This window comes from Solidesulfovibrio carbinoliphilus subsp. oakridgensis (genome assembly GCF_000177215.2).
Classification (GTDB): domain Bacteria; phylum Desulfobacterota; class Desulfovibrionia; order Desulfovibrionales; family Desulfovibrionaceae; genus Solidesulfovibrio; species Solidesulfovibrio carbinoliphilus.
This window is the reverse complement of record NZ_CM001368.1, coordinates 2,473,916-2,496,544: the sequence shown is the minus strand read 5'-3', so window position 1 is coordinate 2,496,544 and position 22,629 is coordinate 2,473,916. Positions and strand designations below refer to the sequence as shown.

The window sequence follows — 22,629 nt, the reverse complement described above, 5'->3', positions numbered from 1 at the left end:
TTTTTCGGCCTCGAACCAGCCTGGACAGAAGAAAGCCCTTGACAAAGGGGCTCGTTTCGAATTTTTAACTTCACATCAGGAGATACTAAGAATGATCGACGAAATTGACCGTCGTATTTTGATGATCCTTCAGGAGAACGCCCGGACCTCCAATGCCGACATCGCCCGGGCCGTGGCCATGGCCCCCTCGGCCGTGCTCGAGCGGGTGCGAAAGCTCGAGCGCAAGGGCGTCATCACGGGCTACGAGGCCCGCATCGACCCCTCGTCCGTGGAACTGGACCTCACGGCCTTCACCTTCGTCAAGACCGACGAGCCGGTGGGGGCCATCGACACCGGGGAGCAGCTGGCCGGCGTGCCCGGCGTCCAGGAGGTCCACTACGTGGCCGGCTCGGCCGCGTACCTGATCAAGGTCCGGGTGCCCGACACCCGGTCCCTGGCCGAACTGCTCAAAGTCATCGGCCGCCTTTCCACCGTGCGCGACACCAATACCACGGTGGTGCTGCAGACCGTCAAGGAAACCGGGGCCCTGCCCCTTGGCTCGAAACCAGCAACCGGAGAGCAACCGTGAACCAGCCGCTCGATGCCGCCATCCTTGCCCGGGGCAAGGCGTTTTTCGCCAGCATTCGGGGCGAGTCGCCCTCGATTTTCAACAAGGGATTCTGGACCGGCAAGGTCATGGACTGGGCCATGCAGAACGAGGCCTTCAAGGTCCAGCTGTTTAGGTTCGTGGACGTCCTGCCCTACCTGACCACCTCCGGCAACCTGTCGCGCCACATCGAGGAGTACTTCGCCGGCGGCGAGGCCGGGGACATTCCGCCGGTGCTCAAGTGGGGTGCGGAGAAGTCGGGCATGTTCGGCGGCGTTGCGGCCAAGCTCATGGGCAAGGCCATCCGTTCCAACATCGAGGGCATGGCCCGGCAGTTCATCGTGGGCGAGAAGACCAAGGAGGCGGTCAAGAACCTTTCGCGCATCCGCAAGGACGGCTTCGCCTTCACCGTGGATCTCCTTGGCGAGGCCACGGTGTCGGAAATCGAGTCCGACGCCTACCGCGACGGCTACCTGGAAGTCCTGGCCGCCATCGAGGCCGAGCAGAAGGCCTGGAAGCCGTTCGGCGCGGGCGCCGGCGGCCTCGACTGGGGCAGCGCGCCCAAGGTCAACGCCTCGATCAAGCCGTCGGCCCTTTTCTCCCAGGCCCGGCCCATGGATTTCGAGGGCTCGGTGGAAGGCATCCTGTCCCGGATGCGGCCGGTCTACCGCAAGGTCAAGAACCTTGGCGGGGCTCTTTGCATCGACATGGAGCAGGTGAAGTACAAGGACATCACCATCGAGCTTTTCAAGCGCCTGCGCAGCGAGCCGGAGTTTCGGGACTACCCGCACCTGTCCATCGTGCTCCAGGCCTATCTGCGCGACACCGAGCACGATCTTACGGAGCTCATCGCATGGGGCCGGGCCGAGGGCCTGCCGTTCGGCATCCGGCTGGTCAAGGGCGCCTACTGGGACTACGAGACGGTGGTGGCCAAGCAGATGGGCTGGCCGGTGCCGGTCTGGACGCGCAAGGCCGAGTCCGACATGGCCCACGAGAAGCTCTCGCGCATTATCCTCGAAAACAGTGACCTCCTCTATTTCCAGTGCGCCTCGCACAACATCCGCACCATCGCCAATGTCATGGAGACGGCGGCCGCGCTTGGCGTGGCCGAGAACCGCTTCGAGTTCCAGGCCCTTTACGGCATGGCCGAGCCGGTCCGGAAGGGACTCCTCAATGTGGCCGGCCGGGTGCGGCTCTACTGTCCTTACGGCGAACTGTTGCCGGGCATGGCCTACCTCGTGCGGCGGCTGCTCGAAAACACGGCCAACGAGTCGTTTCTGCGCCAGAGCTTTGCCGACGGCGAGGCCGAAGACCGGCTGCTCGAAAACCCGGAGGCGACCCTGGCCCGGGACCTGGCTGAGAATCCGCCCCGTCCGGCCGGCGATCCCGGGGCCATAAACGGCCTGACCGGCTTTCGCGGCGAACCCCTGGCCGATTTCACCGTGGCCGAGTTGCGCCAGGCCTTCCCCGAGGCCATCGCGTCCGTTCGGGCCCGGGCCGGGCAGGTCCTGCCGCTGGTCATCGGCGGCAAGGAGATCGCCACCGACGACCGCCTCCCCACGGTCAACCCGGCCGATCCGACCGAAGTCCTGGCCACGGTCTGCCAGGCCGGGATCAAAGAGACCGACGCAGCCATCGAGGCGGCCCAGGCCGCCTTTGCCGCCTGGCGCGACAAGACGCCCCGGGAGCGGGCCGAGGTGCTGCTTAAAGCCGCGGCCATCGCCCGGCGCGATATCGTGGCCCTTTCGGCCGCCCAGGTGCTTGAGGTCGGCAAGCAGTGGGACCAGGCCTACAACGACGTGGGCGAGGCCATCGACTTCCTCGAATACTACGCCCGCGAGGCCGTGCGCCTGGGCACGCCGCGCCGCATGGGCCGGGAGCCGGGCGAAAAAAACCACCTCTTCTACGAACCCAAGGGCGTGTGCGCCGTCATCGCTCCCTGGAACTTCCCGCTGGCCATCTCGTGCGGCATGTCCGCCGCCGCCATCGTGGCCGGCAACACCGTGGTCTTCAAGCCCTCGGGACTGGCTTCGCTGATCGGCCACGGCTTGGTCGCCCTGTTCAAGGAAGCCGGCCTCCCGGACGGGGTCTTCAACTTCTGCCCGGGACGCGGCTCGGTCATGGGCGACCGGCTCGTCGAACATCCGGCCGTGGCCACCATTGCCTTCACCGGCTCCATGGAGACCGGGCTTCGCATCCAGGAAAAGGCGGCCCGGGTCCAGCCGGGGCAAGCCTACTGCAAGCGGGTCATCGCCGAGATGGGCGGCAAGAACGCCATTATCATCGACGACGACGCGGACCTCGACGAGGCCATTTTGGGCGTGGTCTACTCGGCCTTCGGCTTCCAGGGCCAGAAGTGCTCGGCCTGCTCGCGGGTCATCGTGGTCGATTCCATCTACGACAAGTTCGTCACCCGCCTGACCGAGGCCTGCTCGTCGCTCAAGATCGGCCCGGCCGAGGACCCGGAAAACGCCATGGGACCGGTGGTCGATCCGTCGCAGCAGAAAAAAGTCCTGGAATACCTGGAAATCGCCCGGTCGGAAGGCAAGGTCCTGGTCGAGCGGACCACCTCCGGCCAGGGGTATTACGCGCCCCTGGTGGTGGCCGCCGGCATCCGGCCCGAGCACCGGCTGGCCCAGGAAGAGGTCTTCGGCCCCATCCTCGCCGTCATGAAGGCCGAAAGCTTTGACGAGGCCCTGAGTTTTGCCAATGCCTCGCGCTTCGCCCTGACCGGCGGCGTCTATTCGCGGAGCCCCCGGCACCTGGAAAAGGCCCGCCGGGAGTTCCGGGTGGGCAACCTCTACCTCAACCGCAACTGCGTCGGGGCCATGGTCGGCCGCCAGCCGTTTGGCGGCTCGAAGATGTCCGGCGTCGGCTCCAAGGCCGGCGGCCCGGATTATCTCCTGCAGTTCATGGACCCGCGTGTGGTCACGGAGAATACGATCCGCAGAGGATTTACGCCCATCGACGCCGACGACGAGTGGGTGGATTAGGGGAGGGGGGCGAAGAAGAGGAGAAGATGCCTCCGGCGGCCGGGAGGGGGTCACCCCCTCCCGGACCCACCCGAAAGGGGGGTATTGTTGGGGACCCGGTTTGTTCTTTTCGTCCGACGCATCCGTCGGGCCGGACGTTCCGCCCCGCCTTCCCGGCTTGACTTTTCCCGGCCTCCCGGCCCAATTTCCTGGCAAGAAACCGGACGGAGCGGAGTGAAACATGAAATGGACTGCCCTTGTCGGTCTTGTACTGGTGGCGTTCCTGGTGGCCGGCTGCTCCATGGGGCCGACCAACGCGGAAGTGGAAGCGGCGTACCGCGAGTCCTTGCAGCGAAACGACGTGATGGGGCTCGTGTCCAGCACGGTGCAGATCGAGCAGTTCCAGGTGGATAAGACCGAAAAACGGGATAACGGGGTCTACGTGGCCACGGTCACGGTCGTGTCCTCGGCCCATGTCGGGCCGCTGTCGGTCGGCGGGGCCAAACAGACCACCATTCGCCTCAAGAAGGTCGGGGATGCCTGGGTGGTGCTCCAATAGGGACGAAGCCGACGGTCGTGGCCTCGGGAAAAAACGGCGGTCGCGGCATGTTGAAGAATCGGCCTAGATGACCACCTGCTCCAGGACCAGTTCCACGCCGTAGAGCCGGCGGGCGGCCTCCCGCATGGCTGCGGCCACGGCCAGGATGTCGGCCCCGGTGGCATTCCCGGCGTTGACGATGAACCCGCCGTGGCGGCGCGAGACCCGGGCCCCGCCGATGGCAAATCCCTTCATCCCCGCCTCTTCCATGATCTTCCCGACCGGCGGCGCGCCGTCGGGGCGGCGAAAGACGCTGCCGGCGCTCGGCCGGTCGTAGGGCAGCTTCGAGCGGCGCAGCCTGCCGATCCGGCCCATTTCGGCCAGGATTGCGGCCGGATCGTCCGGCGGCAGGTCAAGCTCCACCCTGACGATGACCGCGCTCGCGCCCTGGAAGGCCGTGGTCCGGTAGGCCGGCCGGCATGCCTCGCGCGACAGCCGGCGCAGCGCGCTTTCCCCGGGGAAATAGGCGGTGACGGCCACCAGGCCGTCGTAGAACGACGCGCCGTAGGCCCCGGCGTTCATGCAGGCCGCGCCGCCCACACTGCCGGGGATGTCCCACAGGTGTTCGAGGCCGGCCAGTCCGGCCCGGGCCGCGGCCCGGCACAGGTCGCGAAGCCGCGCCCCGGCCCCGGCCGTGACCCGCGACCCTTCTACCGCAATCGTCGGCTCCAGAACCCGGGTGCACACGAACCGGTGCGACGCGTCGTAATAGGGCCGCGACAGGATCACGTTGCAGCCGTGGCCGAGGAGATGGACCGCCTGCCCGACCCCGGGCCGCAGGGCCTCGGCCAACGCGGCCGCGTCGCGCGGAAAGAGGCAGCAGGCGGCCACAGCCGCCACCCGGTACGAATTGCAGTCCGTCAGATCGACCGCGCCCTGGCCATACTCCACGTCTTTTTCTCCCCGACTCGCCATGGGCCGGACGCGCTGTGGCGCCACCCGGCCCCACCACCCCTTCCCCCCTTCCAGGGGGTCCGGGGGGGTGTGCAACCGGGAACATCGTTGACAGTTTGGACCGGGTACATCCCTGACACTTTTTAGCTGATCAGGGATCGAACCGGAACCACCCGTTTGGGGTCTTTGGGGCAAAACCCGCCGAGCAGGTGCTCTCCAAGATAAACCAGCCAACGATCATCATAATTTCTGGTCAGGCCGATGCGACATTTCGCAAATGCCTCGCCGAGAAAAATCTGCCTGCCTTCCCAGTTGAACATCCCATCCCGGCGAACCGTCCGACTTTCGAAAGAGGAGGGATACTCAAAGCATGGTTCGTTTCGAGGCAGCCGCCGGGACGAAGGCCGGTAGATTGAAGCCGGCGTGGCCTGATCAAGTGCTTCATGGGGACGATGGCTATTAAATCGCTCCCGCCAGGACTCCAATCGTTCTTGTTGCTCCCGCAGATTCGCCGAAGGCGGGATAGTGGCTTCCAGTTTCAAGGTCCGATGCATTCTTTCGTGGCAGCCATTTTGCTCGGGCTTTCCAGGCGCGATGAAGTCCACGACAATACCCAGCTGGAGCCACCAGACGCTTAAGCCGGTCAAACCTGCGATCCCGGTCGAACCAAACGGAGTCCCATTGTCCACGCGGATGGCGCGTGGCAGGCCGTATCGCATAAACACCCGCCGCATCGCCTCTTTTGTTCGTTCAAGCGTCTGCGTAGGAAAGACGTAACACCCTAAGACATAGCGGCTAAAGATGTCACTGATTGTCAAAGGATGGCAAATGCTCCTGTCCTCCAGGCGAAACCAGCCCTTGTAATCCGCACTCCAAACATCATTTGCCTGTTTGGGCTGCCGGAGATCCTCTCGCCGCAACCGGCCTCCTGACTGACGGCGCTTTGCTTTTGTGGCGGTGATCAATCCGTGCCGTTTCAAAATGTCGCCGGCTGTACTTTTGGCCGGTGGGTACTCTATGCCGTGCACATCTTGCAGAAGCCTGACGAGCTTTTTGGGACCCCAGTAGGGATTCTCCTGTCGCAATGCGAGTAATAACGTAACGACTGCATCAGGTGTTTTGTGCGGGCAATGCCGGGCAACGCGGCTTCGTTCCCCAAGCCCTTCCCCTGCCTGATAGCGGCGCAGCCACTTGTAACCCGTTTCGCGACTGATCCCATACTTGCGGCACAAGGCTGCAAATGATTCCCGTCGCTGCGACAACTCCACAATGAACCGGGCGCGTTCTTCCATCGGATTGACCTTTTTCCAGGGCATTGGAGCTTCCTCCTCTGCCCAAAAGTGTCAACCATGTACCCGGTCCGTTCTGTCAATCATGTACCCGGTTCATACCGGGATGATCCCCCCCGGCCGCCGGAGGCATCTTCCTTCTTCTCCTCTCCTACACCGCAAATCCCAAGGCTCTCGCCAAGTCCGCCATCTTGCCGGAGAACGGCCGGCGTTCCCACAGGGCGTTCTGGGCGGCCCACCAGTCGGGGTGCAGGTCCAGGTCCGCGGCCCGGGCGACGAGCCGGGTGAGCTTTGGCGCGTCCGGGTCCGGCCGGCTGATGAGGCGGGCGGTCTCGGCGGCGAGCCGGGCTTCGAGGGCGGCCTTGACCGGGGAATCGCGGCCGGCGTCCATGAGAAAGAGGCGCAGGAGCGCGGCCCGTTTTTCCGGCAGCGGCAGGTCGAAGACGTCCTGCCAGATGAGGCCGGGCCAGAGATGGAGCCAGAGCGGGGCCAGGTTCAGGGTGTGCTGGGCTTCCTGCAGTTCGGTGACCAGTTTGCGGCCGGTGGCGGCCCGGGCCAGGACGTCCTCGAAAAAGACGTCCTCGGCGTGGCGGGCGAAGGCGTCGGCCAGGGACTGGCGCTTGTTGACGGGCAGGCCCACGTCCCGGAAGCAGAGGCCTTCCTCGGCTCCGCCGGCAGCCGGGATCATGGTGGCGCAGGCGTCGAAGGGGTCGGCGGTCCTGGCCGGCCGGTAGGTGACGGCGAAGTCTTCGGTGGCCGTTTCCAGGGTGTAGCGGATGGAGACGGTGCCGGGGCGGACCTCGCCCTCGGCGGCGTCCAGGGCCACGGTCACGGCCACGCCGGGCCAGTCGGCCACGGCCGAGGCCCCGGCGGCGGGCAGGCGCTCCTCCAGGGCCAGGGTCATGAAGGCCTGGGTGACAAGCGTTTTTGGCGTCTCGCGGCGCGGGCGGACCATGGTGTCCCAGATGTCGCGGCCGGTGCCCATGGCCGGGTCGTTGGAGCGGGCCTCGGCCAGGAGGGCCGTCACCTCGGGCTCGGGGTCGGCCATGCCCGTGGCCCGGGCCAGTTCCATGGCCCGCAGGGCGAAGGTGAGGGCGTTGACCGGCTCCAGGCGTGAAATCTCGTCGAAAAACCAGGCGCAACTGGCAAAGGAGGCCAGACCCCAGGCCTCCATGGACAGAAGCTTCCAGGCCGCGCCGCGTTTGGCCGTGGACAGCCCCTTGGCGAACCGCTTTTCGGCGTAGACTTCCGGGTCGAGGCTGCCGGCCAGGACCTGGCCGTAGGCGACCAGCGCCTCGTGCGGATCCTTGAAGAGCGGCTGGCCGGCGGCGAAAAAGTGGGCGTCCAGGCGGGACTTGAGAAGGTTCAGGGCGTTTCGCAGGGGAGCCCGCCACTTCTGGTTGTAGCCCGGGTGCTCGCCGTTGGTGCAGCCGCAGTCCGAGCGCCACCGCTCGACGCCGTGGGCGCAGCTCCAGGCCGAGGCCTCGCGGATGCGGACGGAGTGCGTCGGCGGATTGTCGGCCAGGTAGGCGGCGTAGTTGGTCAGGGTCAGGCCGTCGCGGCCGGACCGGGCCTGGTCCAGGGCGTAGGCCAGGGCCATCTCGCCGAACTTGAAGTGGTGTCCGTAGGTTTCGCCGTCGGTGGCCAGCGACAGGAGGCCGCCGTCGAAGGCGGCGGCCGCGCCGGACAGCCGGTTGAAAAATTGTTCCCCGTCGGCCAGCAGGCGGTCGAAGGCCACGGCCTGGGACAGGGGGCCGTGGTAGAAAAAGACGGCCATGGGCCGGCCGGAGGGCAGGATGACGTTGTAGGGCCGGCGGATGTCCAGGGAGCCGGCGTCAACGCCCTGCCAGTCCGTGCCGTCGCGGCTTACGGCCACGGCCTGGGACGGGGCCAGGACCGTGAAGCGGAGGCCGGCGGCGGCCAGGGCTTCGAGGGACGGGGTGTCGACAGCCGTCTCGGCCAGCCACATGCCCTCCGGGGCCCGGCCGAAGCGGGCCGTGAAGTCGTCCACGGCCCAGGCCACCTCCAGCTCCTTGTCGAGGTCCGAGGCCAGCGGCATGATGACGTGGTGGTAGACTTGCCCCAGGGCGTTGCCGTGCCCGAGGCGCTTTTGGCTCTTGCGGTCGGCTTCGAGGAGCCGGGCGTAGGTGTCCGGGGCCGAGCGGGCCATCCAGGAGAGGAGGGTGGGACCGGCGTTGAAGCTCATCCACTCGTAGCAGTTTAAAAGCTCGACGATCCGGCCCGAGCCGTCGAGCCGCCGGGCCCGGGCCAGGGGGGCGTAGGATTCGCGGCATATCCGCTCGTTCCAGTGCCGGCTCGGGGCGGCGCTGCCTTCGGGCAGGATGCGCCCGAGCCAGGGGTCTTCGCGGGGGGGCTGGTAGAAATGGCCGTGGATGCACAGCGCTCGTTCCATGGGCTGCTTCCTCCTGTCCGTTGTCAGCGTTCGATGCCGGGGCCGGCCGCGTCCGGGGCCGCGAAGATCTTGCGGTCGAAGGCGTCCAGGGCCTTGTCCGCGATCCGGGCCTCGCGGCGGCGCAAAAGCGAGGCGTCCACGTAATGGATCTCCATGGGCCCGGTCCGGGGGCGGATGACCGCGATGGAGATGCCGGGCCAGGACCACTGGTGGATGGTGCCGCCGTCGCCACCGGGCGGGGTGTCGGGCCGGGTGGCCGGCGGGCCGTACTTGGCGGTGTAGGCCGAAAGGACCCGCTCGTAGTCCTTTTGCGGGTCGCCGCCGGACGGGGCCACGACCAGGGTGACGCCGGCCAGCCGGTTGGCGTCGTAGCCGTAAAGGACGCTTGAGAGCGGAATGTCGCCGAGGTTCAGGCGTTCGTCGGCCCGGCGGTAGTAGCGCCGTCCCCGGTGGACGTAAAGGTATTCGCCGGAGGGCAGGTTGTCCGGGGCCGAACCGAAGGCCGCGCCGCGAAAGGAACGGGGCGGGTCGCCGGGCGAGAAAAGCCGCAGGCCGCCCGAGAGCGACGGCGGGGCTCCGGCCCGGGTTTCGGCCTCGGCCACCTGGGCCAGGAGCCGGGCGTCGGCGTAGCGGATGGCCAGCCAGCCGGCTTCGGCGTCGCGGGTCAGCGCGATCTGGGCCTCGGGCCAGCTCCAGACGAGCTCTTCCTCCAGGGTGGCCGGGATGGCCCGGGGCGGGCCGTACTTGGACTGGTAGGCCCGGCGCAGGGCGTCGAAATGGTCGGCGTCGCCCGAGCCCTCCGCCCGCATGACCACGGCGAAGAACCGGCCCTGCCAGAAGCCGTAGAGGATGTCGGAAAGGCGCAATTCGCCAAGCTCCAGGCGCTCGTCCGGCCGGCGGTAGTAGGCGGCCGCGCCCTCGCGGTAGGCCGGGACCAGCCCGGCGATGCCGGAGAGTTCGCGGCCGAACCGCAGGCCCCGAAAGCCGATGGGCCCCCGGGCCCGGATGTCCTCGGCGCTCTGCCAGACCTCGCGCTCGTCCGGGGTCAGGTCCGGCAGGTAGACGTAGTCGACCACCGTGTCGCCGTCCCGGGCGAAGTGGGACAGGCTGACCGTCAGAGCCGGCAGCCGCCAGACCAGCCGCAGGACGCCGGGCGCGCCTTCGCGGGCCGGCCGGCCGTATTTGGCCTCGTAGGCCCGGGTCAGGACGGCCAGGCTTTCGCAGCCAGCCAGGGTTAGGCGTACGAAAAAAAGCGCGCCCCGGGAAAAGCCGTAGCGGATGTCGGCCGGGCAGTCCTCGCCGAGGACCGGCTTTTCGTCGGCCCGGCGGCAGAAGACGGTGGGGCCGTGGTCGGCCACGGGCACCATGCCCGGCAGGGCGGCGAGCGGCGCGCCAAAGGCCAGGCCCCGGAACTCGGGTGGCCGGGCGGCCGGAACGCCTGAGCCGCCCGGACCTCCCGGGCCGGGGACGGGGGCCGCCGCCGGGGCCGTGCCCGGGAAGAGCAGGAGGCCGGCCAGGGCCAGGCAACAAAGGCGCGCGGCCATGGGTCCCCCGGTCAGCGGGCCAGCCGCTTACCCAGGCGGCGGGCCATTTCCCGCAGGCTTTCGGCCAAGAGGCCGAGTTCGCCCGGCCCGGACGCGTCGAGGTTGCCGGTCAGACGGCCGACGGACAGGTCCCGGGCGAACAAGGCGCACCGCCTGACCGGCCGGCCGAGCAGCACGGCCATGGCCACGGCAAAGGCCGCGCCGAGGAGCAATATCGCCCAGCCCGCGCCGCCAAGGACCAGCCGGGTGGTGCGCAGCGAGGCGGCCAGCCCCCCGACATCGCCGGCCGCTTCGGCCAGGGACGCGCCGCCGAGCGCCGTGGCCGCAGACAGGGCGGCCCGCTCGGCTTCGAGGATCTGCCGGCCCGTGGCCCGCAGCGCCTCCCAGTCGGTAAGGAGCGCGGCCACGGACTGCCGGTATTCGGCCAGGGCGGCAAAGGCGGCGGCCACCCGCCGTCCGTCCTCGTCCCCGGTCCCCCGGGCCTCGCGCAGGGCGGCCTCGGCCGCCTCGAACCGGCCGGCCGCCTCGGCGAGCAGGGCCGGATCGCGCGAGGCCCGGGCGGTCTCGGCCGCCTCCCGCACGTCGCGGCCGGCGTCGAGGGCCGCCTGGGCGGCCTTCTGGCGTCTGGCGTCCTGGCGCAGGGTGTCCGGTACCGGATATTTGACGGAAAGGTCCTTGTCCCAGGTGGCGGTTTTGAGCTCCTGGTAGGCGGCGGCCGCCGCCAGATAGGCCTCGGCGGCCCGGGCCAGGGCGGCCCGGGCGTCGGCCACCCGTTCGTTGGCCACCACCGAACCCTCGGCCGCCTTTTTGTAGGCATCGAGGAAATAGCCGATCTTCCCGGCCTCGGCGGCCAGCCCCTCCATCCCCGGCCGGGAGGCCGCCTCCCGGGCGTCGTGCAGGGCGTCGGCGGCTTTGGCCAGGTCCTTTTTGGCCCGCTCCAGGGCCTCGCGGTCGGCGGTCAGGGCGTAGCCCCGGATGGCCTGGGCGGCCAGGAGCAGCCGGCGCTCCACGGACACGGCCAGATCGGCCCGGGGGAGCCTTGCGGTCTCCAGGGCCCGGGACCGCTCGGACAGGGCGTCCAGGCGCGAGACGGCGAAAAGGCCGAGCAACAGCGCGGCCACGGCCGGCAAACCGACGGCCAGGCCGATGGCGACGGGAAAAAGCGGAAACCTCATGCCTGTGCGTCCTTTGGTTTTGGATGCGGCACGGGGGCGGGGGAAACGGCGGACCGGGCTCCCGAGCGAGAGCCATGTCATACCGGGATTCGTGGCGAAATCAAAGCGGCGGCCGCAAGCCCGGCCCGACGGCCAGGGCGGCCCGCCCCGGAGGGCCGGCGGGGACGGGGCGCCCGGCCCGTCCGTGGCCCGGGACGGGTGTCGCGTTCTCGAAATCCGTATCTACAAATTTCGAGCATACCATGCTACAAGAATTGTTTTCTGAAAAATAGCACCCTGTTTCCCCGCCAACGCCGCACTAACCGAACCGGCCGGTGATGTAGTCCTCGGTCTGCTTCTGGGAGGGCCGGGTGAAGATGGTTTCCGTGGCGTCCACCTCGATCAGCTTGCCCATGTAGAAAAAGGCCGTGCGGTCCGAGACCCGGGCCGCCTGCTGCATGCTGTGGGTGACGATGATGATGGTGAAATTGCGCTTGAGGTCGTGGATGAGCTCCTCGATCTTCTGGGTGGCGATGGGGTCGAGGGCCGAAGCCGGTTCGTCCATGAGCAGGACCTCGGGTTCGATGGCCAGGGCCCGGGCGATGCAAAGCCGCTGCTGCTGGCCGCCGGAAAGCCCCAGGGCCGAGTCGTGGATGCGGTCCTTGACCTCGTCGAACAGGGCCGCGCTTTTGAGGCTTTTTTCCACCTGCTGGGACAGGTAGGTGTTGTCGCTGACGCCGCCGACGCGCAGGCCGTAGGCCACGTTCTCGAAGATGGTCTTCGGGAAGGGGTTGGGCTTCTGGAAGACCATGCCCACCCGGCGGCGCAGTTCCACCACGTCGAGGGAGGAGGAGACGATGTTTTCGCCGTCAAGGAGCAGCTCGCCCTCGACCCGGGTGCCGGGGATGAGGTCGTTCATGCGGTTTAGGCACCGCAGGAACGTGGATTTGCCGCAACCCGACGGGCCGATCAGGGCCGTGACCTGGTGTTCGTTGACGGTCAGGTTGATGTCGTGGAGGGCCTTGAACCGGCCGTAGTAGAAATTCAGGGATTTGGCGGCCATTTTCACGGTATCGGGCATGGGGCGTTCCTTTTCGTGGGTTGCGGGCGCGCATGGGCTGTGCCGCAGACTGCCGGCCTGGTGTGGATATCTTATGACGATTCGGCCGATGGTCCAAGACAAACCGGGGCGGGCGCGCCGTCGTCGGGGCCGGCCGCGGGCAGGGTGAAGTGGAAGGCCGCGCCGGTCATGTCGCCCCGGGCCCGGTCGACCCAGATCCGGCCGCCGTGGCGCTCCACGATATGCTTGGCAATGGCCAGGCCAAGGCCGGTGCTGCCGGGGGTCTTCGACCGGTGGCGCTCCACCCGGTAGAAGCGCTCGAACACCCGCTGGCGCTCCTCGGGCGGGATGCCCGGCCCCTTGTCGAGGACGCCGAAGGTGACGCTTCCCCCGGCCGGGTCGGGCTCGGCGGTCATGGCGATGGGCGAACCCTCGGGGGCGAACCGGGTGGCGTTCTCCAGGAGGTTGCGCCAGACCTGGGTCAGCTGGCCGGAGTCGCAGGCGACGGTGAGCCCGCCTTCCGGCAGCCGGTTGTCGAAGACGAGCCGGCGAGCCTCGGCCAGGGGCTCGCATTCCCGCACCGCGTCGGCCAGGGCGGCGGCGGCGTCGGCCCGGGCCCTGGGCAAGGCCCCGGCCGCGGCCTTGCCGCCGGCTTCCGGCCCGTCCGCGGCCGGCTCCTCTTCCAGGCGGGCGAGCGTCAGGATGTCGCCGACCATCTTCGACATGTGATTGGCGTTTTTTAAGATCACGTCCACAAACCGGCGCTTTTCCGGGGCCAGCTCCGGGGCGGCGGCGAGCAACGTCTCGGCGTAGCCCTTGATGGAGGTGAGGGGCGTGCGCATCTCGTGGGTGACGTTGGCCGCGAAATCGCGGCGCACCCGGGACAGGCGCCTCGTTTCCGACACGTCGTGAAAGACGAGCACCGCGCCCGGCTCGTGGCTTTGCCCGGCCGGCTCCCGGCCAAGCCGCACCAGGGAGACCTCGTAGAACCGGCCCGGTCCGAGCTCCACTTCCACGGCCAGGGCCGGCGGGCAGTCCCCGTCCCCGAGCAGCCGGTCGCAGGCCAGCTGCAGCTCCGGGCTCGGCGCCACCTCGATGGGACGCCGGCCGGCCACGCTGCCCGCTCCCGGAGCGATGCGGCGCAGGGCCGGATTGGCCACCCGGACCTTGCCGGCGGCGTCGAGGACCATGACCCCCTCGCGCATGCCGTCGAGGATGGCCTCGAGCTGGGTCTTCTGGTCGGTGATGGTGGCGATGTGGGATTCGATCCGCCGGGCCATGTGGTTTATGGCCTCGGCCAGGGCGGCCAACCCGCCGCCCGGGGACAGGTGGAGGCGGTGGCGGTAGTCGCCGTCGCCGATGGCCCGGGCCACGGCGATGACCTCGGCCAGGGAGCCGGACAGGCGGCGGCCGAGGAACCAGAAGACGGCCCCGGCCAGGACCAGGGCCGCTCCGGCGGCGGTCAGGCGTTCGGGCCGGCCGGCGTCGGCGGGCAAAAGCTCGGGCACGGCCAGGCACACGGCCGTGACGGCCAGGCAGGCGCCGGCCGCGCGCAGGCCCAGGGTGGCGGGGCTGGCCACGGCTACTCCTTGAACCGGTAGCCCACGCCCCGGACGGTCTCGATCATGCGGGAGCAGGCGCCGAGCTTCTGGCGCAGCCGGCGGACGTGGGTGTCGACCGTTCGGGCGTAGCCCTCGAACTCGTAGCCCCAGACGGAATTGAGGAGCCGGTCCCGGGTCAGGACCCGGCCGGTGCTCTGGAACAGCTCGGCCAGGAGGCGGAATTCCGTGGCGGTCAGGGCCACTTCCTCGCCGTCAAGGGTCACCCGGTGGGCCCCGAGGTCCACCGACAGGCCGTCGCGGGACAGGACCTGCCGCTTTTCCGTCTCGGGCGCGTGGCGCTTGAGCACGGCCCGCAGGCGCAAGATGAGCTCCCGGGGCGAGAAGGGCTTGACCACGTAGTCGTCGGCCCCGAGCTCCAGGCCGACGATCCGGTCCACTTCCTCGCCCCGGGCCGTCAGCATGATGATGGGCGCGCCGGCGGTTTTGGGGTCGCGCTTGAGCTCCTTGCAGACCTCGAAGCCGTCGAGCCCCGGCAGCATGAGGTCGAGGATGATGCCGGCCGGCGGGGTGCGGCGGGCCTTGGTCAGGGCCTCGTAACCGTCTTTGGCCGTTTCCGTGGCAAAACCGGCGCTTTGCAGGTTAAAAGCCAACAATTCGACAATGTCTTCGTCATCTTCGACTATCAGGATGGAATCCTTGGACATGCGCGCACCTCGGAGGTTTCGTCGCTCGAAAGAACACGGCGCCTTGACGCATCGGTGAATGGCCTGTGACGATTGTGTGACACCGGTTTGTCCAAACCACAATGCCCGGGATGCCGTATTTTCTGCGGCCGGCGCAAGGCCGGCCTGCGGTTTGACGCATTTTCCAAAACGGCCTAGAACTGGAAAACCGAAAAAAAGCCTGGGCCGAAGCGGCTCGGGAGGACCGTGATCCATGGCAGGCACGTTACGCGCGCTTCTCCGGGCCGCGCTGGCCACGGCATGGCTGTTGCTGGCCGTGTCCCGGGTCTTGGCCGCCGCAGAGGCCCGGCCGATCCGGCTTGGCCTGTCGGCCGGTTTCACCGGTCCCACCCGGGACATGGCCGTGGAACTCTACCGGGGGGCCATGGCCGCCATCGACCGTCAGAACCGCGACGGCGGCGTGTCGGGCCATCCCCTGGAACTCCTGGCGGCGGACGACGGATACGAACCCACGCCGGCCATCGAAAACGCGGTCCGCTTCCTCGGCCAAAACCGGGTCCTGGCCCTTTTCTCGGCTCTCGGCACCCCGACCGTCAGCCGGGTCCTGCCGGTCCTGCGGGCCTACGCCGACCAGGGGGCGAGGCTTTTTTTCCCGGTCACGGGACTTGAGGCCTCGCGGGTGCCGCCCTACGTCCCCTACGTCTACAACCTGCGGGCCTCCTACCGCCAGGAGATCGAGGCGCTGGTCGCCGCCTTCGTGGCCCGGGGACTGACCCGCGTCGCCATCTGCCACCAGGCCGACGCCTTTGGCCGCAGCGGCTGGGACGGGGCCGGCCGGGCCCTGGACCGGCGGGGACTGGCCTTTTGCGGCGAGGCCACCTTCGCCCGGCTGGCCGGCCTGGCCGAGGACATGACGCCCCAGGTGCGGCTGCTGGCCGCCAGCCGGCCCGAGGCCGTGCTCCTGATCGGGGCCACGCCGGCCTGCGCCGCCCTCATCCGGGACATGCGGCAGGCCGGGCTCGATGTGCCGGTGGGCCTGGTCTCCTTTGCCGGCGGCGAGATCCTGCTGCGCGCCCTGGCGGACGAGGGGAGGCGCCTTGGCCGGGCCCTCGACGGCAACCTGATCCTGTCCCAGGTGACGCCCTGCTGGCGGGACGGGAGCCTGCCGGCCGGCCGCGACTACCGGCAGGCCCTGGCCGAACTGGCCGACCGCCACCCCCCGCCCGGGGGCTGGGAACCGGGCCTGCCCGAAGGCAGCGCCGCCGGCTTCGAGGGCTACCTGAACGCCCGGCTTGTAATCGAGATCGTCAAAGCCATGCCCGATCCCCTGGACCGGGCCGGCCTCGACGCGGCGGCCGCGGCCGTCGGCCGGGTCGACCTTGGCATCGGCGCCCCGGTCTTCCCGGCCGGACCCGCCCACCAGGGGCTGGAAACGGTCTGGCTGACCACGGTGGCGGACGGGCGGCCCGTGCCGCTCCCGGCCGTGCCGGCGGCCGGGGACTGACGCCGTGTCGAAAATCTTCCGCAAGACCCTGGTGGCCATCATCCTCGTTTTCGGCGTGGCCGCCAACGGCACGGCCCTCCTTTCGGCCTGGCTGCTCCACCGCCACCTGACCGGCGAATACGTGACCAAGGGCCGGGCCATCGCCATGGCCATCGCGGCCGCCAGCCCCGACGCCCTGGTGGCCGGCGACGACGCCTCGGTCCAGGCCCTGATCGACGAATTTTTGCACATCGACGGCGTGGGCTACGTGCTGGTGGCCGACCGCCGGGGCCGGGTGGTGGCCCACACCTTCGTGCCGGCCATCCCGGCCGCCCTGTCCGGCCAGGAAGCCCGGCGCGGGGAGGGGATGGCCGTCGAAGCCGTCCGTTTGGACGGCCTTGGCGACTACCTCCAGGTGTCGGCCCCGATCCTGGCCGGCGAGGCCGGGCAGGTCCGCGTCGGCATGGACAAGGCCGGCATCTGGCGGGTCATGCGCGGCGCGGTCATGCAGCAGGAAGGGCTCATGCTGGCCATGATGTTCGTGGCCTTGCTGGTCTTTTACGCCCTGGTCGGCAGCGTCACCCGGCCGCTGGTGGCCCTGGCCGGCTACGCCGTCAAGATCAGGGACCACGACTTCACGGCCAGGCTTCCGGCCACGGGCAACGACGAGGTGGGGGTCCTGGCCCGGGCCATGGGCTCCATGGCCGGCCAGCTGGCGCTTCTCGTCTCGGACCTCACGCGGGCCGTGGCCGACACCACCCGCGAACTCAAGGATTCCCTGGCCCATACCCGGGCCATCATCGACAACCTGGCCGACGGCCTGCTCGTGCTCGACGCCCGGGGCCGGGCCTCGCTTTTCAATCCGGCCCTGCTGGCCATGTTCGGCCTGACCGAGGCCGAGGTGGCCGGCCGGGCCGCCTCCCGGGCCTTCCCGCCGGCCATGGCTGCCCTGGCCGCCTCGGCCGCCGCTTCCGGCCGTTGCGGTCCCGTGGGCGAGGAGGGCCACGTCCAGGCGGCCGAGGTCCGGCTGGCCGGCGGCGGCACGGGCAAGGCCGTGGCCACCCGGGTGCGGCTGGCCGGGGAGGACCGGGAAGGCACCATCATCCTCGTGCGCGACATCACCGTGGAAAAGGAAGTGGACCGGATGAAGACCGAGTTCATTTCCACGGTCTCCCACGAGCTGCGCACGCCGCTCACCTCGGTCCTCGGGTTCGCCAAGATCATCCGGCGCAAGTTCGCGGACCTGGTCGCCCCGGCCCTGGCCGAGGCCGACCCGAGGACCTGGCGCGGGGCCCAGCAGATCCGCGAAAACCTCGACATCATCGTGGCCGAGGGCGAGCGCCTGACGGAGCTGGTCGACGATGTCCTCGACATCGCCAAGATGGAGTCCGGCCGGTGCGAATGGAACATGGCCGCCCTGTCCCTGGCCGAGGTGGCGGACCACGCCGTCAAGGCCGCCACGCCGCTGGCGGCCCGAAAGGGCCTGGTCCTTGCCAACCAGGTGCCGCCGACCCTGCCGCTGGTGCTCGGCGACCGGGACCGGCTGGTCCAGGTCTTTTTGAACCTGATCGGCAATGCGGTCAAATTCACCGCCACCGGCCGCGTGGACGTGGAAGCGGCCCTGGACGGGCCGGAGATCCTCGTGACGGTGCGCGACACCGGCCCCGGCATCGCCGCCGGCGACCTGGAGCGCATCTTCGAGAAATTCAAGCAGGCCGGCGACACCCTGACCGAAAAGCCCAAGGGCACCGGCCTTGGCCTGCCGATCTGCCGCCAGATCGTCGAACGCCACGGCGGCCGGATCTGGGCCGAAAGCGAAGGCGGGGCGGGCAGCGCCTTCCGGTTCACCCTGCCGGCCATGCCGCTGGGCGACCGGCCGCTGCCGGCCTGTCCGCTGCCGGCGGCAGCCATCCCCGCCGCCTCCCCTGAGGACGAAGCGGGCAAGCGCCGCATCCTGGTGGTCGACGACGACCTGTCCGTCCGGCGCTACCTGGAGACGCTCTTTCTCGATGACGGCTATGCCGTGGCCCTGGCCCGCAACGGGGCCGAGGCCCTGGCCGTGGCCGAAAGCTGGGGACCGGAGTGCATCACCATGGACCTGCGCATGCCGGGCATGGACGGCAAGGAGGCCATCCGGCGGCTGCGGGCCGGGGAGGCCACCCGGGACATCCCCATCGTGGTGGTGTCCGTGGTCTCGAACCGGGAACGGGCGGAGAGCGGGGCCGATGCGGCCGTGGTCAAGCCCGTGGACCAGGAGGCGCTCCTGGCCACGGTGCGGGGACTCCTCGAAGGCCACGACGCCGACGCGGCGGGCGCCCGTCCCTGCCTCATCTACTCCCGCGACGGCGGCCGCAAGGTCAGCCGGCGGTTTTTCGTCTGCCCGGGCGAGGCCACGTCCCTCAGCGAGGAGGCCGACCTGTGGCGGACCGTGGAAGCGGGCTTTCAGGGCACGGTCTTCGTGCCGGCAACCCTCGGCCACGACCTCGATCTCGGCCGCCTGTGCGCCTTCCCGGGGGTGCACGTCATCATTATTCCGGACTGAGACGGGGAGATGCCTCCGGCGGCCGGGGGAACCCTTTTTGAAAAAAGGGTTCCCCCGGACCCCTTCCCAAAAACTTTTGGCGGGCTTCGCGTCGCGGGCGGGTGTTTGTCGAGATAAAAAGGTGATGGGCGGTTGGCGTTCCCGGTCAGACCGGGAACGCCAACCGCCCACAGGAAGGGAGGGTCCGGGAGGGGGTTACCCCCTCCCGGCCGCCGGAGGCATTCTTTCCTCTTACTCGAAATCCTTCAGTAACGCGGCGATTTCCTCGCGGATGACGGCGGCGGCGGCCCGGGGCACGGCCCGTTCGATTTCGGCCGCCATCTCGGTCCGCATGGTGTCCAGGGCCGCGTCGAGGTCTTCGTACCCGGCCTTGTCTTCCAGGCGGGAGTGGGCGGCCGCGACGGCGTCCTCGGCCCGGGCGGCGGCTTTCCCGGCTTCCTGGACGGCTTCGGCGTCGGGCAGGGAGGGCAGAAGGGCCTGGCGGACGCGCTCGGCCACGGCTTCGGGATCGAGCCGGTCGTTTTCCAGGGCCTCGAGCCGGCTGGCCAGGGTCTCGCCCAGGGACCGGACCTCGGTGGCGGCCGCCTGCCGGCCGGCATCGATCACGCCGCCCAGCCGCTCGTCCAGGCCGGCGGCGATGTCGTCGGCCAGGCCCTGCTGCAATTCGCCGCCGAGTTTGGTCACGCGCGCGTCCAGGCTGTCCCCCAGCTCGCTTCGCAGTCCGGCCACCCGTTCGTCGAGGCCGGCGGCGATGTCGCCGGCGAGCGTTTCGCGCAGTTCCCGGCGCAGTTCGGCCAGCCGCTCGTCCAGGTTGGCCGCGATGTCGCGGGAGAGGTTTTCGCGCAGCGTTTCCAGGGCCTCGCTGACGTTTTGCGTCGAGGCGTAAGCGTCCGGCCCCGGCAGTTCGCGGCGCAGTTCGGCCAGCCGGGCCTCCATGGCTGCGGCGAAATCCTCGAATTTGGTCTGCCGGCCCTGGGTCAGGGCTTCCAGGCGCGCGAGCGACTCCCGAAGGCCGTCCAGGGCGGCGGCGGTCTCGGCCTGGCCGGCCAGCTCCCCGGCTTGGGGCAGTTCGCCGCGCAGGGCCTCGAACTGCGGGGCCAGGGCGGCCTGCACGTCGGCCAGGAGGGAATCGCGGTCCGGCACCCGGCGTTCGATTTCGGCCAGGATGTCGGTGCGAAGGCCAGCCACGTCCGGCATGGGCGGCTGGCCGGCCAGGACCGCTTCCAGGCGTTCGGACAGGGCGTCCTCGAGCCTGGCCGACAAGGCGTCGGCCAGGGCCTCGCCGTCCGTGGCCGGGGGCAGGGTCTCGAGCTTGTCGTACAGGGTGGCCGTGGTCGATTCCAGGGAGGCGATGCGTTCGGCCAGGGCGTTGAGCCTGGCCGGTTCGGGCGCGGCTTCGGGCTCGGGTTCGGGCAGGGGGCCCCTGGCCGCGTCGATGAGGTTGTCCAGGGCCCCGAGGTCGATGGCGGTGGTCGCGGCGGCGGGTCCGTGCGGCGCGGCGGACTGGGCCATGGCCGCGACGCCGGCGGTCACGCCGGCGGCGGCCGCCACGGTCAGGGCGGCCATGGCCGCCTCGCCGGCGGCGGTGGACCCGGGGGTGTTGGCGTCCGGGACCGGCGCGGCCGGTTCCTCGAGCGGGGGCAGGGGGGAAATGTCGGCGATGTCCATGGCCCCGTCGTCGGTGGCGTCCGGTGCGTAGGGCACGTCCCCAAGGAGATCGGCTCCGGCCGCATCGTCCGCCGGCGCCGGGGGTTCGGCGACGGCCGGCGCCGGCTCCAGTTCCGACAGATCCATGCCGGTGAGGTCCATGGCCTCGTCGTCCGGGGCGGTTTCGGCCCCAAGCCCGCCGAAGTCGGGCAGTTCGCCGGCGGCCTCGGCCGCGTCTTCGGGCGTCTGGCCGGCCTCGGCCAGGGAAATCGCATCTTCGGGCAACTCGAAACCGAGGCTTGAAAGGCCAGCCGCCTCGTCGTCTGGCGTCGTGGCGGCGGCCGTGGCGGCCGGTCGGGCCGGGGCTTCGGCTTCGCCGAACAGGTCGGCCATGGCGTCGTCGATGTCGGTATCGGCGGCGGCATCGGCAGCGCCGGCCGGGGCCTTTGGCGCGGCCGGGATCTCGTCGAAGCCCAGGCCGGCCAGGTCCATGACGTCGTCGTCGCCGTCGTTGGCTGCGGCGGTGGCCGCAGCCTGGGCAGGCGCGGGTTCCGGGACCTCGTCGAGGCCGAAGCCGGTCAGGTCCATGACGTCGTCGTCGCCGTCGTTGTCGCCGGGGCCGGCCGGGGCGGGCGCTGTTTCCGGCGTTTCGTCGACGTCGAAGCCGGCCAGGTCGATCAGGTCCTCGTCGGCGGTTCCGGCGGCCGGCCCGGCGGCCTTGGGCGCGGCCGGGGCGGCGGGATCGGCGTCGCCGAACAGGTCTTCGAGTTCCTGCTCGAAACTCATGTCCACGGGGCCGTCGTCGCCGGACGGGGCATCGCCGGCGCCCCCCTCCTCCACGAGGTCGGTCAGGTCGATGATGTCGTCGTCGGAGTCGGCAAGGGGTTTGTCGGTCGCCATGGGATACCTCGGCCGGAGTTGGCGTCAGAAAAAGGGGGCGAGGCCGGGGGATAGGCCCCGGCCTCGCGGGATTGCATTTAAGAGGTCTTCTTCGGATGGCACTCGGGGCACTTGGTCGGGCCCTTGGCTTCCTTCTTGTGGCAGCCGATGCAGCTCTTTTCGCTCTTCATGTCGTGGAAGGCCTTGTAGAACGAATGTTCGCTGGTCTTGTCCTTGGGGTCGGTGCTGTCATGGCAGCCGGCCGAGGCGCACTTCTGGGTGGCTTCACCCTTGTGGTGGCACACCTTGCAGTCGATCTTGGCATGTCCCTTGTGGGAGAACGCCACTTCGGCCTGGGTGGCGGTCATGCCGGCCGGCACCTTGATCGTCATGTCGGCCGGAGCCTCGACCGCCTGCAGCATGGGCAGGCCCACGAAGCCCACCAACGCCGCGCACGCAAAAATCGTAAACAACGCCTTTCTCATCCCTCACACCTCCTTCCAGGAATAATTTTTCACTTAGGCTGTCTACGACCTGCCTGGACAGCCTGTCAAGGTGCAGGGGCCGGAAAAGACGGAAGAAATCCCGCCCGGAGCAGTGGGGAATCAGGGCGCCAGATCGTATTTCCCGGCATAGCCGCGCGGGGTCAGCATGGCGCCGGCGGCCAGCCGGGTGGCGGTGTTGCCGATGACGACCAGGGTCAGCATGTCGGCCCAGTCGGGATCGGCCGCGGCAAGCGGGGTGACGCGGATTTCCTGGCCGGGGCGGAAGGCCTTTTTGACCATGCCGACCGGCGTTTCCGGGGGCCGGTGCCGGGCGGCCAGGGCCAGGGCCAGGGCCAGGTGGCCGGACCGGCGCCGGGAGCGGGGGTTGTAAAGGGCCAGGACGAAATCCGCGCCCAGGGCCGCGTCCAGGCGGCGGCGGATGGCCTCCATGGGGGTCAGGAGGTCCGACAGGCTGACCACGGCGAAGTCGTGGGTCAGCGGTGCGCCAAGGAGCGCCGCCGCCGCGCATACGGCCGGGATGCCCGGCACCACGGAAAAGGCCACCTGCCCGCCAAGGCCCATGGCTTCCAGCATCTCGAGGGCCAGTCCGGCCATGCCGTAGACGCCGGCGTCGCCGCTCGACACCAGGGCCACCCGCCGTCCGGCGGCGGCCGCCTCCAGGGCCAGCCGGCACCGGGCCACCTCGCCGGTCATGCCCGTGGCCGCCACCTCCTTGCCGGCCAAGAGGCCCGGCGGCACCAGGTCGATGTAGGCGGTGTACCCGGCGACCATGTCCGCCCCGGCCAGGGCTTCGGCGGCCATGGGCGCGAGCAGGGCG

16 protein-coding genes are annotated in these 22,629 nt (G+C 69.6%); 5 read left to right on the top strand and 11 right to left on the bottom strand.

Annotated features, from left to right (window positions below):
* Positions 1-91: 91 nt before the first annotated feature.
* The 3 genes from DFW101_RS10800 (at position 92) to DFW101_RS10790 (ending at position 4,117) form a co-directional block, all read left to right on the top strand.
* A complete protein-coding gene (locus DFW101_RS10800) occupies positions 92-568 on the top strand; it encodes an Lrp/AsnC family transcriptional regulator (RefSeq protein ID WP_009181553.1) in 477 nt (158 codons plus the stop codon).
* Positions 565-3,579 (top strand): L-glutamate gamma-semialdehyde dehydrogenase, encoded by a 3,015-nt coding sequence (gene pruA / locus DFW101_RS10795; protein WP_009181552.1) that lies wholly within the window; start codon positions 565-567, stop codon positions 3,577-3,579. The genes DFW101_RS10800 and pruA overlap by 4 nt, the downstream gene beginning before the upstream one ends.
* A gap of 220 nt (positions 3,580-3,799) precedes the next feature.
* On the top strand, positions 3,800-4,117 hold the full coding sequence (locus tag DFW101_RS10790; protein ID WP_009181551.1) for a hypothetical protein: 318 nt from the start codon (positions 3,800-3,802) through the stop codon (positions 4,115-4,117).
* A gap of 63 nt (positions 4,118-4,180) precedes the next feature.
* Here the strand turns inward: DFW101_RS10790 and murB are convergent, their stop codons facing one another.
* The 8 genes from murB to DFW101_RS10755 form a co-directional block, all read right to left on the bottom strand.
* A complete protein-coding gene (gene murB, locus DFW101_RS10785) occupies positions 4,181-5,047 on the bottom strand; it encodes a UDP-N-acetylmuramate dehydrogenase (protein ID WP_009181550.1) in 867 nt (288 codons plus the stop codon).
* Between the two features lie 146 nt (positions 5,048-5,193).
* Entirely contained in the window at positions 5,194-6,366 is a 1,173-nt protein-coding gene (locus DFW101_RS19035; protein ID WP_009179523.1) for an integrase core domain-containing protein, read from the bottom strand.
* Between the two features lie 124 nt (positions 6,367-6,490).
* A complete protein-coding gene (locus DFW101_RS10780; RefSeq protein ID WP_009181549.1) occupies positions 6,491-8,752 on the bottom strand; it encodes a DUF3536 domain-containing protein in 2,262 nt (753 codons plus the stop codon).
* A 23-nt stretch (positions 8,753-8,775) separates the two neighbouring features.
* The gene (locus DFW101_RS10775; RefSeq protein ID WP_009181548.1) at positions 8,776-10,296 is read right to left on the bottom strand and encodes a hypothetical protein; all 1,521 of its coding nucleotides are present in this window, start codon (positions 10,294-10,296) and stop codon (positions 8,776-8,778) included.
* Positions 10,297-10,307: 11 nt separating this feature from the next.
* On the bottom strand, positions 10,308-11,471 hold the full coding sequence (locus DFW101_RS10770) for a HAMP domain-containing protein (protein WP_009181547.1): 1,164 nt from the start codon (positions 11,469-11,471) through the stop codon (positions 10,308-10,310).
* Between the two features lie 298 nt (positions 11,472-11,769).
* Entirely contained in the window at positions 11,770-12,531 is a 762-nt protein-coding gene (gene pstB, locus DFW101_RS10765) for a phosphate ABC transporter ATP-binding protein PstB (RefSeq protein ID WP_009181546.1), read from the bottom strand.
* 71 nt (positions 12,532-12,602) lie between these two features.
* A complete protein-coding gene (locus DFW101_RS10760; RefSeq protein ID WP_009181545.1) occupies positions 12,603-14,090 on the bottom strand; it encodes a HAMP domain-containing sensor histidine kinase in 1,488 nt (495 codons plus the stop codon).
* A gap of 2 nt (positions 14,091-14,092) precedes the next feature.
* Positions 14,093-14,776, bottom strand: a complete 684-nt coding sequence (locus tag DFW101_RS10755; RefSeq protein WP_009181544.1) for a winged helix-turn-helix domain-containing protein — start codon at positions 14,774-14,776, stop codon at positions 14,093-14,095.
* A gap of 232 nt (positions 14,777-15,008) precedes the next feature.
* Between DFW101_RS10755 and DFW101_RS10750 the strand changes: the two genes are divergently transcribed.
* A complete protein-coding gene (locus DFW101_RS10750; RefSeq protein WP_009181543.1) occupies positions 15,009-16,259 on the top strand; it encodes an ABC transporter substrate-binding protein in 1,251 nt (416 codons plus the stop codon).
* 4 nt (positions 16,260-16,263) lie between these two features.
* Positions 16,264-18,780, top strand: coding sequence for an ATP-binding protein (locus DFW101_RS10745; protein WP_009181542.1), 2,517 nt, complete (start codon positions 16,264-16,266; stop codon positions 18,778-18,780).
* A 231-nt stretch (positions 18,781-19,011) separates the two neighbouring features.
* Here DFW101_RS10745 and DFW101_RS10740 read toward each other — a convergent pair whose 3' ends face one another.
* The 3 genes from DFW101_RS10740 to cobJ form a co-directional block, all read right to left on the bottom strand.
* Positions 19,012-21,327 carry a coiled-coil domain-containing protein gene (locus DFW101_RS10740; protein WP_009181541.1) on the bottom strand — a complete coding sequence of 772 codons (2,316 nt, stop codon included), beginning with the start codon at positions 21,325-21,327 and terminating at the stop codon, positions 19,012-19,014.
* A 77-nt stretch (positions 21,328-21,404) separates the two neighbouring features.
* Positions 21,405-21,791, bottom strand: coding sequence for a cytochrome c3 family protein (locus DFW101_RS10735; protein ID WP_009181540.1), 387 nt, complete (start codon positions 21,789-21,791; stop codon positions 21,405-21,407).
* A 120-nt stretch (positions 21,792-21,911) separates the two neighbouring features.
* Positions 21,912-22,613, bottom strand: a complete 702-nt coding sequence (cobJ, locus tag DFW101_RS10730; RefSeq protein WP_050805036.1) for a precorrin-3B C(17)-methyltransferase — start codon at positions 22,611-22,613, stop codon at positions 21,912-21,914.
* Positions 22,614-22,629 lie beyond the last annotated feature (16 nt).

What these genes read in the sequence shown, in the direction of transcription:
- DFW101_RS10800 (WP_009181553.1), top strand. Translation starts at nt 92, where the DNA reads ATGATCGACGAAATTGACCGTCGTATTTTGATGATCCTTCAGGAGAAC.
- DFW101_RS10790 (WP_009181551.1), top strand. Translation starts at nt 3,800, where the DNA reads ATGAAATGGACTGCCCTTGTCGGTCTTGTACTGGTGGCGTTCCTGGTG.
- DFW101_RS19035 (WP_009179523.1), bottom strand. Translation starts at nt 6,366, where the DNA reads ATGCCCTGGAAAAAGGTCAATCCGATGGAAGAACGCGCCCGGTTCATT.
- DFW101_RS10780 (WP_009181549.1), bottom strand. Translation starts at nt 8,752, where the DNA reads ATGGAACGAGCGCTGTGCATCCACGGCCATTTCTACCAGCCCCCCCGC.
- DFW101_RS10775 (WP_009181548.1), bottom strand. Translation starts at nt 10,296, where the DNA reads ATGGCCGCGCGCCTTTGTTGCCTGGCCCTGGCCGGCCTCCTGCTCTTC.
- DFW101_RS10770 (WP_009181547.1), bottom strand. Translation starts at nt 11,471, where the DNA reads ATGAGGTTTCCGCTTTTTCCCGTCGCCATCGGCCTGGCCGTCGGTTTG.
- pstB (WP_009181546.1), bottom strand. Translation starts at nt 12,531, where the DNA reads ATGCCCGATACCGTGAAAATGGCCGCCAAATCCCTGAATTTCTACTAC.
- DFW101_RS10755 (WP_009181544.1), bottom strand. Translation starts at nt 14,776, where the DNA reads ATGTCCAAGGATTCCATCCTGATAGTCGAAGATGACGAAGACATTGTC.
- DFW101_RS10750 (WP_009181543.1), top strand. Translation starts at nt 15,009, where the DNA reads ATGGCAGGCACGTTACGCGCGCTTCTCCGGGCCGCGCTGGCCACGGCA.
- DFW101_RS10740 (WP_009181541.1), bottom strand. Translation starts at nt 21,327, where the DNA reads ATGGCGACCGACAAACCCCTTGCCGACTCCGACGACGACATCATCGAC.
- DFW101_RS10735 (WP_009181540.1), bottom strand. Translation starts at nt 21,791, where the DNA reads ATGAGAAAGGCGTTGTTTACGATTTTTGCGTGCGCGGCGTTGGTGGGC.
- cobJ (WP_050805036.1), bottom strand. Translation starts at nt 22,613, where the DNA reads ATGGCCGCCGAAGCCCTGGCCGGGGCGGACATGGTCGCCGGGTACACC.